This window comes from Haloarcula quadrata (assembly GCF_003634715.1).
GTDB lineage: Archaea > Halobacteriota > Halobacteria > Halobacteriales > Haloarculaceae > Haloarcula > Haloarcula marismortui.
The window spans coordinates 2,405,221-2,420,164 of the sequence record NZ_RBWW01000001.1 but is presented as its reverse complement, the minus strand read 5'-3'; the positions used below and the strand labels follow the sequence as shown (position 1 = coordinate 2,420,164).

At 55.1% G+C, this 14,944-nt stretch carries 11 protein-coding genes and 4 pseudogenes; 7 read left to right on the top strand and 8 right to left on the bottom strand.

What is annotated here, in order from left to right:
- Positions 1 to 89 precede the first annotated feature (89 nt).
- On the bottom strand, positions 90 to 866 hold the full coding sequence (locus tag BDK61_RS12355) for a glycosyltransferase family 2 protein (protein ID WP_121303358.1): 777 nt from the start codon (positions 864 to 866) through the stop codon (positions 90 to 92).
- Positions 867 to 1,100: 234 nt separating this feature from the next.
- Between BDK61_RS12355 and BDK61_RS12350 the strand changes: the two genes are divergently transcribed.
- Together BDK61_RS12350 and BDK61_RS23020 are read left to right on the top strand one after the other, a co-directional pair.
- Complete coding sequence (locus tag BDK61_RS12350; protein WP_121303357.1) at positions 1,101 to 1,922, top strand: IS5 family transposase; 822 nt, start codon at positions 1,101 to 1,103, stop codon at positions 1,920 to 1,922.
- A gap of 559 nt (positions 1,923 to 2,481) precedes the next feature.
- Positions 2,482 to 3,033 carry a class I SAM-dependent methyltransferase gene (locus BDK61_RS23020; protein WP_148709135.1) on the top strand — a complete coding sequence of 184 codons (552 nt, stop codon included), beginning with the start codon at positions 2,482 to 2,484 and terminating at the stop codon, positions 3,031 to 3,033.
- Positions 3,034 to 3,606: 573 nt separating this feature from the next.
- Here the strand turns inward: BDK61_RS23020 and BDK61_RS12345 are convergent.
- Positions 3,607 to 3,768, bottom strand: a pseudogene (locus tag BDK61_RS12345) (IS4 family transposase); the annotation flags it as partial.
- Between the two features lie 113 nt (positions 3,769 to 3,881).
- Here BDK61_RS12345 and BDK61_RS12340 point away from each other — a divergent pair.
- Positions 3,882 to 4,922, top strand: a pseudogene (locus BDK61_RS12340) (ISH6 family transposase); the annotation flags it as partial.
- Positions 4,923 to 4,975: 53 nt separating this feature from the next.
- Positions 4,976 to 6,142 (top strand): annotated as a pseudogene (locus tag BDK61_RS12335) (IS4 family transposase); the annotation flags it as partial.
- Between the two features lie 14 nt (positions 6,143 to 6,156).
- Here the strand turns inward: BDK61_RS12335 and BDK61_RS12330 are convergent.
- The 4 genes from BDK61_RS12330 to BDK61_RS12315 all read right to left on the bottom strand — a co-directional run bounded on the left by BDK61_RS12330 (position 6,157) and on the right by BDK61_RS12315 (position 8,503).
- Positions 6,157 to 7,122: an IS1595 family transposase gene (locus BDK61_RS12330; protein ID WP_121302811.1), complete on the bottom strand. Its 966-nt coding sequence runs from the start codon at positions 7,120 to 7,122 to the stop codon at positions 6,157 to 6,159.
- Between the two features lie 432 nt (positions 7,123 to 7,554).
- Positions 7,555 to 7,914: a hypothetical protein gene (locus tag BDK61_RS12325; protein ID WP_121303356.1), complete on the bottom strand. Its 360-nt coding sequence runs from the start codon at positions 7,912 to 7,914 to the stop codon at positions 7,555 to 7,557.
- A gap of 143 nt (positions 7,915 to 8,057) precedes the next feature.
- A complete protein-coding gene (locus BDK61_RS12320; protein ID WP_121303355.1) occupies positions 8,058 to 8,246 on the bottom strand; it encodes a hypothetical protein in 189 nt (62 codons plus the stop codon).
- Positions 8,243 to 8,503 (bottom strand): AbrB/MazE/SpoVT family DNA-binding domain-containing protein, encoded by a 261-nt coding sequence (locus BDK61_RS12315; RefSeq protein WP_011223692.1) that lies wholly within the window; start codon positions 8,501 to 8,503, stop codon positions 8,243 to 8,245. The genes BDK61_RS12320 and BDK61_RS12315 overlap by 4 nt, the downstream gene beginning before the upstream one ends.
- A gap of 457 nt (positions 8,504 to 8,960) precedes the next feature.
- On the opposite strand from BDK61_RS12315, the gene BDK61_RS12310 reads away from it, so the two are divergent.
- Positions 8,961 to 9,845: an IS1595 family transposase gene (locus BDK61_RS12310; protein ID WP_121303354.1), complete on the top strand. Its 885-nt coding sequence runs from the start codon at positions 8,961 to 8,963 to the stop codon at positions 9,843 to 9,845.
- A 16-nt stretch (positions 9,846 to 9,861) separates the two neighbouring features.
- On the opposite strand, the gene BDK61_RS12305 is transcribed toward BDK61_RS12310, so the two are convergent.
- Positions 9,862 to 10,320, bottom strand: a complete 459-nt coding sequence (locus BDK61_RS12305; RefSeq protein ID WP_121303353.1) for a hypothetical protein — start codon at positions 10,318 to 10,320, stop codon at positions 9,862 to 9,864.
- 49 nt (positions 10,321 to 10,369) lie between these two features.
- The gene (locus BDK61_RS12300) at positions 10,370 to 11,785 is read right to left on the bottom strand and encodes a DUF4330 family protein (RefSeq protein ID WP_121303352.1); all 1,416 of its coding nucleotides are present in this window, start codon (positions 11,783 to 11,785) and stop codon (positions 10,370 to 10,372) included.
- A gap of 228 nt (positions 11,786 to 12,013) precedes the next feature.
- On the opposite strand from BDK61_RS12300, the gene BDK61_RS12295 reads away from it, so the two are divergent.
- Positions 12,014 to 12,772, top strand: coding sequence for a helix-turn-helix domain-containing protein (locus BDK61_RS12295; RefSeq protein ID WP_004957283.1), 759 nt, complete (start codon positions 12,014 to 12,016; stop codon positions 12,770 to 12,772).
- A gap of 108 nt (positions 12,773 to 12,880) precedes the next feature.
- A pseudogene (locus tag BDK61_RS12290) lies at positions 12,881 to 14,584 on the top strand (DUF7343 domain-containing protein).
- The last annotated feature ends 360 nt before the right edge of the window (positions 14,585 to 14,944 follow it).

Below are 14,944 nucleotides of genomic sequence, written 5' to 3'. Positions count from 1 at the left end.
CTATAGAAAGCGGCCCAAACTCAATGTTAACCGAGTACATTAAACTCAATAATAGTAAATTTAAAAGTACGAAGTAAAGGTTGAATACTCTACGACTCATAATTAGTATCCTTTATTTTGCTCTCCCAGATTTTCATGTTCTCCACGAGGCATGACATCGAAACAAGCAAGGTATATACAAGCCCATGCCAGCCATCAAAAAAGTACCCTCTGATAATACCTATTGAAACCAATCTCTTGACCGGAGAGACAGTGCATCCAATTAATAATGGAAAACTGCCGTCATACCCTCTTTTTCTTGTATGCTCTCTCGTTAATAAAGACGAATATCGATTCATTTTGGAAATATACTCTTCGACTGAGTTGTGAGAATAATGTTTACATACATTTTCCATTTCTCCTAGTTCCCCTTCGACTGTCAACTCTTCATGTACATTCCCGACAAATTTACTCTGGTCCCGTTTTGCCAATTTTAGGTGAGAAGGAGTTCGTAATGGTGAACGCTTTTCTCCTAACTCTTTACCGAGAAACACATGTTGTCGGCGAATATAGAACCCAGACTGGTCAGTACCCATGATTTTGGACTGTATTTCTTCTGCTAATGGTCGAGGAACTACTTCGTCTGCATCAAGATGAAGCAACCAGGAAGATTCAGCGTTCATTATCCCCTTATTTCGAATTTCAGAGAAGTTATCAGACTCAAATTCATAAATATCTTCTGTATATTCCCTCGCTATGTCTGTAGTATCATCTTGGCTTCCGCCATCAATAATTATTATCTCATCAGCCCAGGTGAGACTTTGGAGACATCGATCTAACTGATCCCCAGAATTAAACGTTGGTATAACAACGCCAACATCGGGCATGGGTGCAATCTCCTCCCGGTAGAAATATATCTTTCTTTATTGTTCCTAAACACCCGTGAAGGAACACGTTCGGTGCTTCCCAACCAGCGTTATCTGTGTAATTGAATCATCGTATTTCCACAAAAAATAATATTGAGCTGTATGTTTTCAACCTACGGCTCTGGTGAATCGCGGGACTGCGTCGGTTTCGACCGTTAGAACTAGTGGAATGAAGCGGGAAATCGCCGATGGTCAATGTCGAAGATTTCCCGCTTCACGAGCAAAGTCGTTCAGTTAGCTAAAAATGCTGTTGGTGAGCGAGGCGAAGTCGCCGCTCCCGAAGGGGGTGGCGGCTTCGCCGAGTATGCGGTGGTGTCGCTGCACTGTCTGCGGGTTTACCTGCAAAAATCCTACCGAGAAGCACTTGATTTGCTGAGTGAGATGCCACAAATACTCGGGGAGATCGGCCTCGACGCGGCCGATCTCCCCGACCACTCGACGCTAGTCAAGTGGTTTGACAGAATCAAGACTGCACTCTGGCGAGTGCTACTGCGCCTGTCGGCGCAGGAGCACGAGCCATCTGGTCACGCCGCTATCGATGCGACATTTTTCGACCGCGAAAACGCTAGCAAACACTACTGCTGCCGGACGAATTACCGGGTTCAGACGCTCAAAGCGACAGCTCTCGTCGACACAGAAAGCCAAGCCATTCTAGACGTGCACTGTACGACTGAGAAACGCCACGACACGCAACTCGGCTGGCAGGTCGCCCGCCGCAACGCGGGCGACCTCGCCAGCCTCGCTGCCGACAAAGGCTACGATTGGATGGATTTACGCGAAAAACTCCGCGAAGAGGGCGTAAGACCCCTGATCAAACACCGTGAGTTCCGGCCCATCGATCACGCGCACAACGCGCGGATCGATGGGCCTCGATACCGCCAACGAGCGATGTGTGAGACCGTCTTCTCCACAATCAAGCGCACGCTCGGCGACGCCGTGCGTGCGCGAACTTGGTACGGTGAGTTTCGTGAACTCGTTCTGATGTGTGTCGTTCACAACATCAAGGAGACTCTGTAGCCGTGGAATCAAGCTATGTCTGGCGATTCACCACGGCCCAACCTACCTAATCCAAAGGAGTACCGTTCGATGTCGGAGGTGACGATGTACACAAGGAGCCATTGCTCCACTCGTCTGAGGTATGCTTCTTTACGCCCATCCAGATAACGCTGTAGACGCGGGCGGTCTTGTGGCGAGTAATCGGTGGGAGCCCCTTCTCAGTGGGGAGTTTATGTGTAGGCCGTCCGTTGCCCGTTGACAGGCGATGGATTCACTAACCTGCTAGTAGTCAAGCCGTCATCAATATGTAATGCCGTGGTAGTAGCGGTGGAAGAACCCACGCCTCATCCCCGGCAACCATCCGTCTTTAGCTAAGAGTAGAACCGCAGTACGTCTGTAGAGTGTGTCGCTCATGACATCAAGCGATTACTGAAACTTGAAATCACGCTACGTCTAGTGGTTTGCCATGACAGCTAGCATCATTCATTCCGGTCTTCCGCCAGATAGAACCTCGAAAATAGGGTATCCCAAGAGCAATGGAAAAAAAGACTTATAGATTAACTTGTACGCTTTACTTCACATGGTCAAGCAGACAAAAGTACTACTCGGTTGTGGTCAGATTGAACGGGAGGGGTGGTATGGAGTTGATATTGTTGACACCCCAGAGTGTGATCAGGTTGTTGATTTAGATACAGAAAAGTGGGATTTGCCAAGTGACCATTTTACTCATATACGCGCTATAAATGTGTTTGAACACTTGGAGAACCCTATCAACTTCGTAGAGGAAGTTCATCGCATTGGAACCGATGGTGCAGTAGTGGAAGTTACTGGCCCACATCGAAGTTCTCAAAATTGGACTGACCCAACTCATAAACGTTTGCTGGGGACTGGTACCTTCTCAAACTATTTTACAGAACAAGGCGATTTTAACTTTTATTCGGACGCGGTTTTCGAAGTTGAAGATGTAAAAGTTATATTTAAAAAACACCCTTATTTCCCTCATAATATTGTGGCTGAAAAAGTATTTAATATATCTACAAACGTGCAAAAACTGTTTGAGTCGACATTTATGTCAAGATTAATTCCCGCTCAGGATATATATTTTCAGCTGCGTGTGAAAAAATCTGCATGAGGCCAAGACATCACCTACGCCGACGACAAGGCCACCTGTTCGCCTACTCCGCCACAACGAAGAGCAGGACGAAGACGACCAAGGCCACGACATCAGTAACATCTCTTCCGTGTGATCGTCGCCGAACTCGAAGAAGCGGTAGGTGTGCCTGCGGACACTTATCTCTTCGACTCGCGGTTCGCTCACGATTCTGACCTTCCTGACCATATCGAATCCTATGGCAAGGAGTGAGTCAGCCCGCTCTGTAACAATCGCAACGTGGCTTACGCCGGTGAGAAAATTCGCTTCAAGATGCTACCAGATCGTATAGACACTACTGACAGTGGCACAGGACAATATACCATATCGGGATAAACAAACTACCCGTCTCTCAGCTTGAGGACGTGAATCCGCTCATCGCCACGGAAGGAGAAGCGAACACGACCAATTACCTCGTCATAAATAAGATTGACACACCGACAGAGCCCGTGATTCTCGCTACGGAATGCGGCGACGCGTCGGGTCGTATTACCCCTTTTCGTTAATGCAACCTATGACGCTAACGTGCAAAGCTGAGCAAGCATTCGTCTTTAGCTAAGACTCACACCTCGGTTGCGTAGCGGTAGCGAGCGTCTCTTGCAGGATCGGTCGTTGCTGGTGGATCTTCTGTGCATCTTCGATCAACCGCTCCAACAGCGGCGGTGGCGAGTAGCTGAGGTACTCACCGAGTTCGTGAAGGATGAGCTGGGCGTGCGACCAGGAGTGATCTGCGCAAAGTATGGGTCGTGTCACAAAGTCCTCTAGAGTTCAGTAGCAACTGGCTCCCGTGAGAAACGGGACGCCTCTGGTGTCCACCCAAGAGGTGTCCCATGCACGCCACAATCGACGTGCGGTTGACGGTTAGCATCGACGACGACAAAATGATACCGCTGGCCACGCTTGCCGAGTTCATCACTGACCAGAACGTTGAATCAGTTCTTCTCGAAGGACTCGTCGAGAGCCTTGACGCGAGCCGCGTCGAGGCGCTCTGTGGCGAGAAACACGCTCACGGCAATGGTGATCAGCGATTCCAACGCGCCGGTACCGACACCCGCACAGCCGTCACAACCGCCGGTGAACACGAATTCAACCTTCACTACGTCGAAGATACCGCCGCTGACCACGACGAACCCAGCTATTTCCGCCCCGTCGAAGATGTTCTCAGCTTCGACGGGCAAAACCGCTATCAGCGGGACATCGCCGCCAAAAGCGTTGATCTCGCCACCTCGCTCAGCTATTGTGACGCTGCTGACCACGGCGACGGCATCTTCGAGAGGATGCCGTCGCCGACCACGATTAACCGTCGTATTAAAGAGTACGGTGGCAAGCTCAAGCAATTCCTCCCCGACTTTGTCGCTGACACAGACGCTGATGCGGTAATTCCTGACGGTACGAAGTGTCACAGCCAAGACGACGACCGTTCGTACCACTCCGTTCAGGCCACACTCGGCGAAGACACCGCCGAGGAGTCACGCTCCCTGCTGGATCTCTCGGTGAACGCTGATTGGAACGAGACAGCAGCCGACCTCTATGACATCGACGCAGTCACTGACGACGCGGAGTGGTCAGTGACGCTGATGACGGCATCGTTACGGCCTTTACCGACGAACACAGCGATCACCAACTTGATTTCGTCCACGTTGGCCGAACGCTGGACTACAACCTCTGGGACGACGGCGGTATTCTCCTTGGATCGACGGAACGAGGTCGTCTCGGAAGTGATCGACGAAGTGTTCCATCTGAAGAATTCGGTCGCCAAGCACCGTCCAAATGAGGAGTTCGCGGCAATCCGCGAACGGATCGCGCGAACAACCGAGCGTATCGAGAAAACAGCGTGGCAGCTGGAGCAGTATGGATCAGAGAAGGCTGCGGCTGTCCCGTTTCGAGTACTTAAAACCGGCTGAAGGCCGGTAGTGACGGCCTGATGTCTGTAGATTCTGATGGTTGTCAGCGGCCGTCGGCAGAGGTAACGAACGGCGAAAATATCAATCCTTGCGAAACTGTCGCTGGTAAATTGTACTCGCTGCTCGACGAAGTCGACAGCGAGTCCATTGCTGAGGAGTTCGGCATTGGCAAACACTCCAAGAAGCACGACTTCGATAACCACCTCAAGATCGGCATCTTCGAAGGAGTCAAACCATCTGACTCGCTCGCTGAACTATCCGAGAAAACAGCAACTCACGAGCAGTTGGACTATATGGCCGGCTCAACATTCTCTCGGCGGACGAACGACCGCGACTACCGCGCGGTCGTTCGTCTCTTCTTCGAACTACTCCATACGCCACAGCTGTATCACCAACGCGCCGTTCAACGCAAGCGTCTTGAGTGGCTCAACCGCCCTATTGTGGCACTTGATGCAACAAACCTCGCACTCACCAGATCTGTCGCTGTAGCTGGTGAACTCGACGAAGAGACGGTTGTTCACGAAATCCAGCCAACCGACGGTGGACTCAAGCTTAATCTTGCCGCGCGCGTGGATGGTGACCACAGCCACCCGCTTGGCATGACTGTCACAGGCGGTGATACTCGTGAACCCACACAGTTCGAACATCTCCAGAGCGATGTCAAGGTCTTTGCAGACCTCGACTCGCTCATTCAGGTCTTTGACCGTGGCTACCTCGATTACGACCGTTTCTGTGCGATGAAGCAGCGAGGTGAGGATTTCGTCACTCTACTGCGGTCCGACGCCCAAGTCGATGTCTTGGAGCCGCTCCAAGACATCGACATCACCGACGGAGCAGGGACAAGAAGCGTGTCTGACCAGCGAATTGAGCTGGCTGAGACCGGCGAACAGTTCCGGCGGATTGTATTTGAGGACGTGGACGGCGAAGAAATGCAGTACATCACGACGTTACCACCGAGCGAATTCGACCCTATCGAGGTGATCAGCATCTACACGCTTCGGACAGTGATTGAGATTTTCTTCCGGGAGCTCAAGCAATATACGAACGTGGAAAACTTTCACTCACAATCGCTCAACGGCGTGCTGTTCGAGTTGTTCTGTACGCTGATTGGATACGTGTTAGTGCAGTGGTTCCGGCAGCGCCACCCACTCCGGGGTGGCGTGCCGGAAGCCATCCGAAAGATTCGGGGCTCTTACATAACTCAGCGAAACACGTTGACGACGAAGCAGTCAAGAAGGCCGTGTAGTGGTGCTCCAGCGAGGTTTAACGTCCGTACGAACCCGTAGGTTCGGACGGACTGCTCCAATCCAGGCTTGGAGAGGCCGCGGAACTTCTGTAGCCATGGATTCACTAGCGACCAGAGGCATTCGACTTGGTTGATGTGGACGCCGTCATCAGTGACAAATTCTTCGGAGTGAACAACGGTCTGCTCGTTCTTGTAGACGAGTGGCGCGTACCCGCGCCACCCGTCGTGCCAGACCTCATCCAGTTTCCCTGAGAGAATCTCTACCTCATCAAGTGCTGGTTTGAGTTCTTCCGGTTGAGCACCTGGCTCGGCGCGAATTACACGAAGTACATCACGACAGGCACCGATCAGCGTCATGGTATCGCCAGGTGCTCCTTCCCACCGTGATCGCCCCCCTTCCCCAGAGCCGCCGCGGGAAAGCCCATCCCGCGGCGGCGTCTGTCCCTTGTAACCAGAGCACTTGTGGCCGGTTTCGTCGATCTGAGTTGGGCCGTCGATAGCGTGTTGGATGCGCTCCCAGACGAGGTAGAAGCCGCGCTGGAAGGCGGCTTCTACCTCTCGAATCGTGGAATGAACCGTGTCGTAGACCGCTTCGAAGAGCTGGGTGATTTGGTGGATGCTGAGAAGTGTGTCGGCATAGAGGACGAACGCAATGACGATTTCGCCAGGAGAGAGAGTGCGGCCTTCGAAGGGCGTGTTGCGGGTGTAGGAGAAGACATAGCGGCAGTTGGTGCACCAGACCCGGGGACTGCCGTCCCCGGACTGGATGGCGGTTTCACCACACTCCGGGCAAGGAGCTTGTTCCCATGCCTGCTTACAGCGCCGCTCGATTTCCTCATCGAGCGGCTCTGGGCGCAACACTATTGACGTGAGCTCAACAATATCCTGTAGCATCCCGCCGAAGGCTGTTTGATTGTACATAGCAACTAGCCTACGGCGGGATGCTGTAATTCTCGGGGTACTGTTTCACTCAGTTCGGTAAGAGCCAGTATTATATCAGTCGGTGGTAGGTGCCTTGCAGCCGCCGCCGTCTTGCGGTTTCTGGCAGTGTTGCTCCACAGTTATTTGGATGCCACACACCGTGGCTCACAGCTGCCCGACACAGGAACTGGATTGGGGGAGTGTCTGTGAGTTTCCACTGGAGATCTCTCGTGAGTTCGCGCATACTCGGCTTATCGAATATGAACAGCGATCGGTCGTCAATGGGTGTATGTCTTATAATTCAGATGACAAATTGATCGGCAGATTATCTGATTAGTAGTGTCCTAACTGGCAGAGAGTACACTATTCAACCTATTGAAGATAAACAAAAAGAGCGGGTAACCATCCCGTCTACTCGCAACACTCGATTGTTTACTTCCTGTTTTCGTCCACGCAGTCGATGGACCCGATTCGTGACTCCCAATCTTCCGTTGCGTAGCAATCGTCGGGTGCGGTGTCGAATAGTTGGGTCACCGCGTCCAGTGACTTCAACCGTCGGGCAAGTGTTTCGGCAGCGTCCTCGTGAATCTGAACTCCGTCAGTAACCCGTCCGATCGCTCCGATAGCTTCGAGGCGGCTCAGCGTGGTCACAACCTTCGATTCTGGACATTCGGTTCTGTCAGCAATTGCTGCTGGTGTCACCGTTGATTCGCGATGGGCACACAGGAAACGGAGGATAGCGTATGTGTCCGTTCCGGGCGTTGTTTGAAGGAGGTTACTGTGACGAAGCATCTCTTCAGGGGTCCACATATCTGCATATATAACTCGTCACAGTGAAGTAGGTTTGCTGGTCACCTCAAACGATGCTCGTCGAGAGCGACCACGTCGATAGGGCCGTTCGTCGCAGTTCGGCGATACACGTCGTTCGCGTTTCCCTAAAGCGCCACACCTGCGACTTCGCCGCCAAACGCCACCTCGTACAGCGTCTCGCCAACGACGACATCCGGTGCGTACAGCACGTCCAGTCCGGCCTCGGCGCGGTCGAAGATCGTGCTTGCCTCCTCTGGGAGACTATCAACCAGATATCGCAGATACCCCATCGAACCGACGACATACTTCGTCACGTATCGGGCGTCTCCTTCGTCCGCCGGTCGTGTATCCGCTGAGTCAGTTCCTGTGCGATTTCTTCGCGCGTGTCCTCATCAGTATCATCGGGCACCAACATTCCGCGTCCGCCGCCGTCAACTGCCTTCGTTAGCATGACGCCATCTTCTGTCTCGACCCACTCCACGCTGTCACCCGGCTCGATACCGTACTTCTCACGGAGATCACGTGGAATCGTCGTTTGCCCCTTCTCCGTGACTTTCGTCGTTTCACCCATAACTGAGTATTACACCCCGTATTATTTGAATTCCCCGTCAGCCAGGTCGTAATGGTTGGCTTGGAGCATCGTCCAGCATCCGAAGTGTCCACTGGACGTCGTAGGTTATCGCGACCCTGTTGACTACTTACCGAATGACTGGGTAGGTCGTTGCGTACACGATCAGGATATTGTGGGGCGGTACGTACTCCGTGCTGCTGGCAATCGCTTTGCGGATCGAAATGAAATCAAAGGGGCCAAAGCACGGATGCTCTGATCGTCCCGATTACGCAGCTGTGACTGGTGTCGTACCACGCTACGTCACTCCTGTGACCGAACATCGATGAACCATAGAACCTCGCAAAGAGCGTGACCGTGGAAAGACTAAGACGACCGCTCTTGCGAAGTAGATTGTTGATAGCGAGAACTGTGGCTGAAAGTCGAAGAGGGCAAGGGCACCGCGCCAGCGGTACCCGATATGTTCCCAATAAGCCGGTTCGTGTCGGAATCGGCTGCAGCGGACCTGTTGCAGCAGGTTCGCTGGCGTGATGGCGTCGAGTGCCCCCGCTGCCGTTCTGACCTGACGGTCAGAAACGGCAGCTATCGGGAGTATCAGCGGTATCTGTGTAAGAATTGCGGCCGGACGTTCAACGACAAGACCGGCACCATCTTTGCTCATTCGAAGCTTTCGCTGAAAGAGTGGTACTTCACGATCTACGTGTTCTTACGGTTCAATACGAGTATTCGGCAGATCGAGGCGGAGCTCGATCTTTCGTACAGAACGGTGAGACGGCGCGTCGAGCGCTTCGCCAGCGCGCTCGACGCGCCTTCGATCACACTGTCTGGACCGGTCGAAATCGACGAAGTGTACGTCTCTGCCGGTCTCAAAGGCCGCGAGCGCGACCAAGAGTCGCGCTCGCGTGGCTTATCCACACGCGGACGAGGGTCGTACAACGGCGACAAACCACCGGTGTTCACGCTGGTCGATCGTAGCTCGGACGAGCGCTACGTCGTGCCAGCGAAATCCGCCGACGAATCGACCATTCGACTCCTGCTTGCTGACCACGACGAGGAGTCGTTGACCGTCTATACGGACGGATTTCGAGCGTACGAACCGCTCGAAAAAGACGACGCATTCACCCGTGAATACGTCGTCCACGGCGACGGAGAATACGTTGACGGCGACGTTCACGTCAACACCTGCGAGAGCCACGCGTCGCTGACGCGACGGTGGCTCTCACCCCACCGAGGAGTGTCAAAAGACAAGCTAACGCCGTATCTCAGAGCGTTTCAGCTCCGTTGTGAACTCTACAGAAAACCAGGTGACGACGCGCTCAAACATGCTATCGACGCCGCCCTCTAAAAATCAACAACGTGCTTCACAAGAGCGAAGACGACTCGTCTTCGGTAGACTCCGAATCATCTACTACGGTGCGTTCTCGTTCCGGAGGCTCCGGTGGCGTCAAGACCGAGACTGCGAGTTTGTAGCCACGTGTCTCAGCAAGTGGGTCGAACACTTCCTCTCTGAGCCATTCGAACACACGCCCTACGACTGATCCCAAGCGAGACTGGTTCCAAGCGTCTCCAACATGTGGAATAAGCGTATCCAGGAGTGCAATGAACGGACCGACAGCGTACGTTTCGCGAAGGTCGATGACGATAACCTCTGGATCGGGCTCCTTGGTGAGCCAGCGATAGCAATACGATTCCCGAACGAACGCACTTACACGAGCGCCAATTGCCCGCCCAGCACTGATGACCTGTGATCCATCGCTAATCGCGCTGATTTTCTTTCCGACAGCACCAATGAGGCTCAGCGACCCGGATTCTTCGGACATCCGATTATATACTGGTTGGAGCGATTCAAGATATCGTTTGTGATGTGGGTCAGAAACCGATACTCACGACCGTCGCTTCGATAGTGATGGTCCCGAGATTGATTACAACTGTCGAGCCCTGCTGGACGGACTCGCCTTTGAACTGGACACCGTCTGTCGTTTCACGGACTCGGAGCTCTGTCGTGATGGTGACATCACGCAGGTACGGATGATCGACAACGTTGACGGAGCCGTTGTCGCCCGTGGTAATAATCACAGACGGTTCAGTGGAGACGCGGCTGACGCGAGCAATTGTTTCGCCGCCACTGGTTTCGGTCATGCCGGGTCTGATCGCATCGGCCATGTCTGCGCGCATGTCTGTCATCCGCAGGGTTACCGTCCGATTGGTGAGCGTTCCACGTGGTTCGAGTGTACCGACGCGTTCGATGGTCTCAGAGAGTTCGTAGCTTTCGGTCGAGACGGTGATATTGTTCCCGCGCTGGACGGCGGTGCCACCGAATTGTTGGCGACCGTTGCTTTCGAGTGTGGCCAGCGAGAGACCAACAAGCGCGCGTTTGCGGTCGGGGTTCTGTGTTGCGTACGTCGTGACCGTTCGCACCTCGGCTGCCTCGTACCCGGCAACGGTGGCGACGTCGCCGGCAGCGATACGATCAGCCGTCTCGGCGTCGACAGTTGTCTCAAGGAGCACATCGGTAGTCGCTGGCTGGAGACCGCTACCCACCTGTTCGATGCGGCCATCGAACGTGTAGTCCTCGGCCGGGAGCGTGACCGCCTGTCCGCGCCGGACCTGTGTGCCGCCGAACCGACGGTCAGATTGCTGTCTATGTGTGTCGAGCTCGGCTTCGACAAAGACGGTCTGTTCGGTCGCGTCCTCGGTCGCGTACGCAGCTACGTCTTCGATGGTCGCAACAGTGCGGCCAGCGAGTCGGATCTCATCACCGGGGGTAACGTCCCGGGCTTCGGCGGTGGCCATAGTGTCCCTGAGAACTACGGTCGTGTCCTCTTGGGCGAGACTGTTGTCACCACCTACAGCGCGTAGTTGACCGCTTACTTCGTATCGACTTGTCGCGATAGTCAGTGACCGGCCGAGGCGAGGGGGTGCATTCGCATATGTGAGACTATCCCCGTCAGGTGGTCCCTGCAGTGAGGCCCGAAGGATGACGCGTGTCTGATCGTCCTGCGGTGTCAGGTGAACGTCTGTGACGGTGAGCTTCGAATCGCCATCGGGACTGTACGTATCGCCTTCAGTGATCTCCGTGACGATGTACGATGGTTGTGTCCCGAGATCGAGGGTGACATTGGTTGTATTCGGTTCCGGTGACTCTGGCTCCGGCTGGAGAACGAGCGCAGCGCCTGCCGCGACGACCGCAACGACGAGTAGGACGGCCAGCGCATCGACGACATTGACGAGACCGAAAAGGTTCCCATTCTCGTCGAGGAGGGCCGACGAACGACTATCTGCCATGCGGTAGTCATTTCTTCCGAGTGGTTTGGGTGTTTCGTTGTCTGACTGTCCCGCGTCGGCGAGAGTCCTCCCTCCGAAGGCCGGTGACCTGCCGATCTTCCGACACCGCAAGGTGAGCAAACGGAGGCGGCTACCCGGCCCACGCCCGGCTATCAGTATAGCATCTCACCTCGCAGACACTATCTGTATAGTGGCAATACCCTTGTGCGCAATTCGTCTGGTGTTCATATGCGCAACACCGGCGACCAGGGGTCAGCAACCGAGGCGGACCAGCCAGTCAATGGCGCTGGCTACGGGCCGGCAAGTCTATCGGAGACGGATGAAACACCACGGGAGAAGAGCCTCGGCGTCGATCTATGCCTGAGTCATCCAGAACTGATTCTGACGGATGCAACCGAGAGCAGTCCAGACATAACAGTCCATCCGGAGCAGATGGTTAACGACGGCACGTCAAATTTTCTGGTGATTGAGGTCGCGGGTGAGAGCCTTGACCAGTTCGAAACAGAACTGGGGAGGGATAACACGGTGTGTGGGTTCCTCGTATTAGACTGGACGGAGACGAACCGCATCTATCGAATCGAGGTGGCCGACAGTGCCGTTCAGGTCACGCCTTCACTCGTCCAGGCTGGTGGCCGGGCGCTCGACATGGAAGGGACGGGTGGGCAGTGGCTAGTGCACGCACAGTTTCGGTCACAAGCGGCGCTGTCGCAGTTCCGATCCGAGTGTTCTGAACGGAACATCACATTTAGACTTGACCGGCTGTACTGGACCTCTGGAGAGGCAAATGCCGACGTATGCGGACTGACCGCAGACCAGCAGGTCGCACTTGAGACGGCACACAGAGAGGGGTACTTCGACGTGCCTCGTGGCATCTCACAGGCTGAGCTGGCGGACAAACTCGGTATTTCACCATCAGCGATGTCACAACGGATTCGGCGCGGTATGGATCAGGTCGTTGGGTCGGAGCTCGGACTGTCCGAAGAGTAAGTAGTCGGGGCGCGCCACAAATTATCGCTGAATTATCAGGTGTGGTCAGAAGTGACAAAGAGGCTATGTGCCAAAAAGGATATTGTCGCGCTGTGACACCCGTACTGTATGAGACACCGAATCGTGAGCGGGATCTGCGCTTTACTCCTCCTCTTGACAGTCGCGTCTGTCTCCGTAGGTGTCGCTACCGCAGCGGACGCCGGGCAGTATGCTGAATACACAGTGGCGGGCAACGAAACGGCGCCAGCGATACAGTCGGTGGAGCCCACACAGGCTGCTGCGGACGGGCCGAACGGAACCGCGTTCGTCTGGGAACAAATAGACGGCGAACGGGTCAGCGGGTATCGGATCGCGGTCACAGTTACGTCGCCGCAAGAAAATCTCACAGTCTGTGCGCGTGCGAACGGGTCAGCGACCTGTACGTCGGTCGGCCCGAACGGAACTGCAGCTCTCACGACCCCCGGAAGGGCGGGACTCGATGATCTCTCTATCTCTCTGCGCAACACGAGTTCTAACGCCACGCTGGATACGCGGTCGGTGCCTTTGCAGCCGATTCAGCGTGCCGGTGATATTGACGATGACGGGCTCAACAACAGCAACGAGGTGGCCCGAGGGACGAACCTCACTGACACCGACACTGACGGTGACGGGCTGTTGGACGGGTCAGAGGTCCACCAGCACGGGACAGACCCAACGGCCACAGACACTGACGAAGATGGTGTCAGTGACAGGGCTGAGATTCAAGAGGGTACCGACCCGCGACAGGGCGACACGGACGGCGACGGGCTCTCGGACGAACGCGAACTGGCACTCGGAACGAATCCGACCGTCGCCGATACTGACGGCGATGGGCTGTCCGACCAGCGAGAGGCGTCTGGCGAGACCGATCCGACCGACGCAGACACGGACGACGACGGCGTCGTCGACGGTCGGGAGCTGGAGATCGGTACGAACCCGGTACAGGCCGACACCGACGCTGATGAGGTCGCTGACGGCAGGGAGCTGGCCCTGGGCACCGACCCGACGGTCGCAGACACTGACGGTGATGGGATAGCAGATGGGACAGAACTTGAGATGGGGACCGAACCCACCGAGAGTGACACAGATAGTGACGGTCTCAGCGACGGAAAGGAACTGGCGGCTGGCACGTCCCCAACCACCGTCGATACGGACGGCGACGGTCTCAACGATGGACAGGAAGTTTCGGACCTTGGAACGGACCCGCTCGCGGTCGATTCGGACGGTGACTTCCTGACCGACCCCCAGGAAGTCGCCTGGGGAACGAACCCAAACAGCGTGCTGACGCCAGCCTGGGTGACGAGTTCGCTTCTTGGGTTCTTGATCGGGATCGGGCTGACAGTCGCGGCGATCAGGCGTGACTGGGTCACGGGACTCTCCGCGGCGGCCAGACTGTTCATCTATCGCCGCCTCGAACTGGACCGGGAGATAATCGAGGTCAATCGTGAAATCGAGGCGACAGACAGGGTGGCCGAACCTGACGGTCCAGACATCGACGTGGGCACCGCAGCTGAAGCCTTCGAGCACGCCGACCGGGAACTCACCCCTGACGCACAACTCGTGAAGCTGATGCTGCAAGTCGAGAATGGCCGTCTGCACCAGACCGACATCGTTGAGGCAACAGACTAGTCGAAAGCGAAGGTTAGCCGTCTCCTTTCGCGGATGGTCGACGAGGACGAAGTCGTCAAGATACGTCTCGGCAGGGAGAACCTCATCTGTCTGGAGCGGGCAACGCCTGCAGCGGCAAACTCGCCCCATGCGGGCGATATTAAGCCGCCAACGCCCGGTGGGTAAGCCGGCTCACAGACCGGGGTAGCTGGGTTGCCAGTGGCATCACTCCACAGTGAGGGGTGAGTCTCCGCCGAACACACCTGTCCGCCGCTGCCACGGTGGTCCGGAATGGGCCTACGACACCGTCCGGCAGATATAAACGTACGCTTCGTTCCCGATTTTAGGCCTTCTAAGCCTGGAAAACAGCAGAACCAGCCTGATTTTAGCACCTAACACATCTCAAATATGTAAAATAGAATGCACTAACTACCGTCGAAACGGTGAAACAATTCAGTATGGTGCGTGAAACAGTAATAGACAGTAACACCTGTGCAGAAATACCGAAATATGGGCTGATAAGGGCTTCAGCGGCCGTTTCAATCG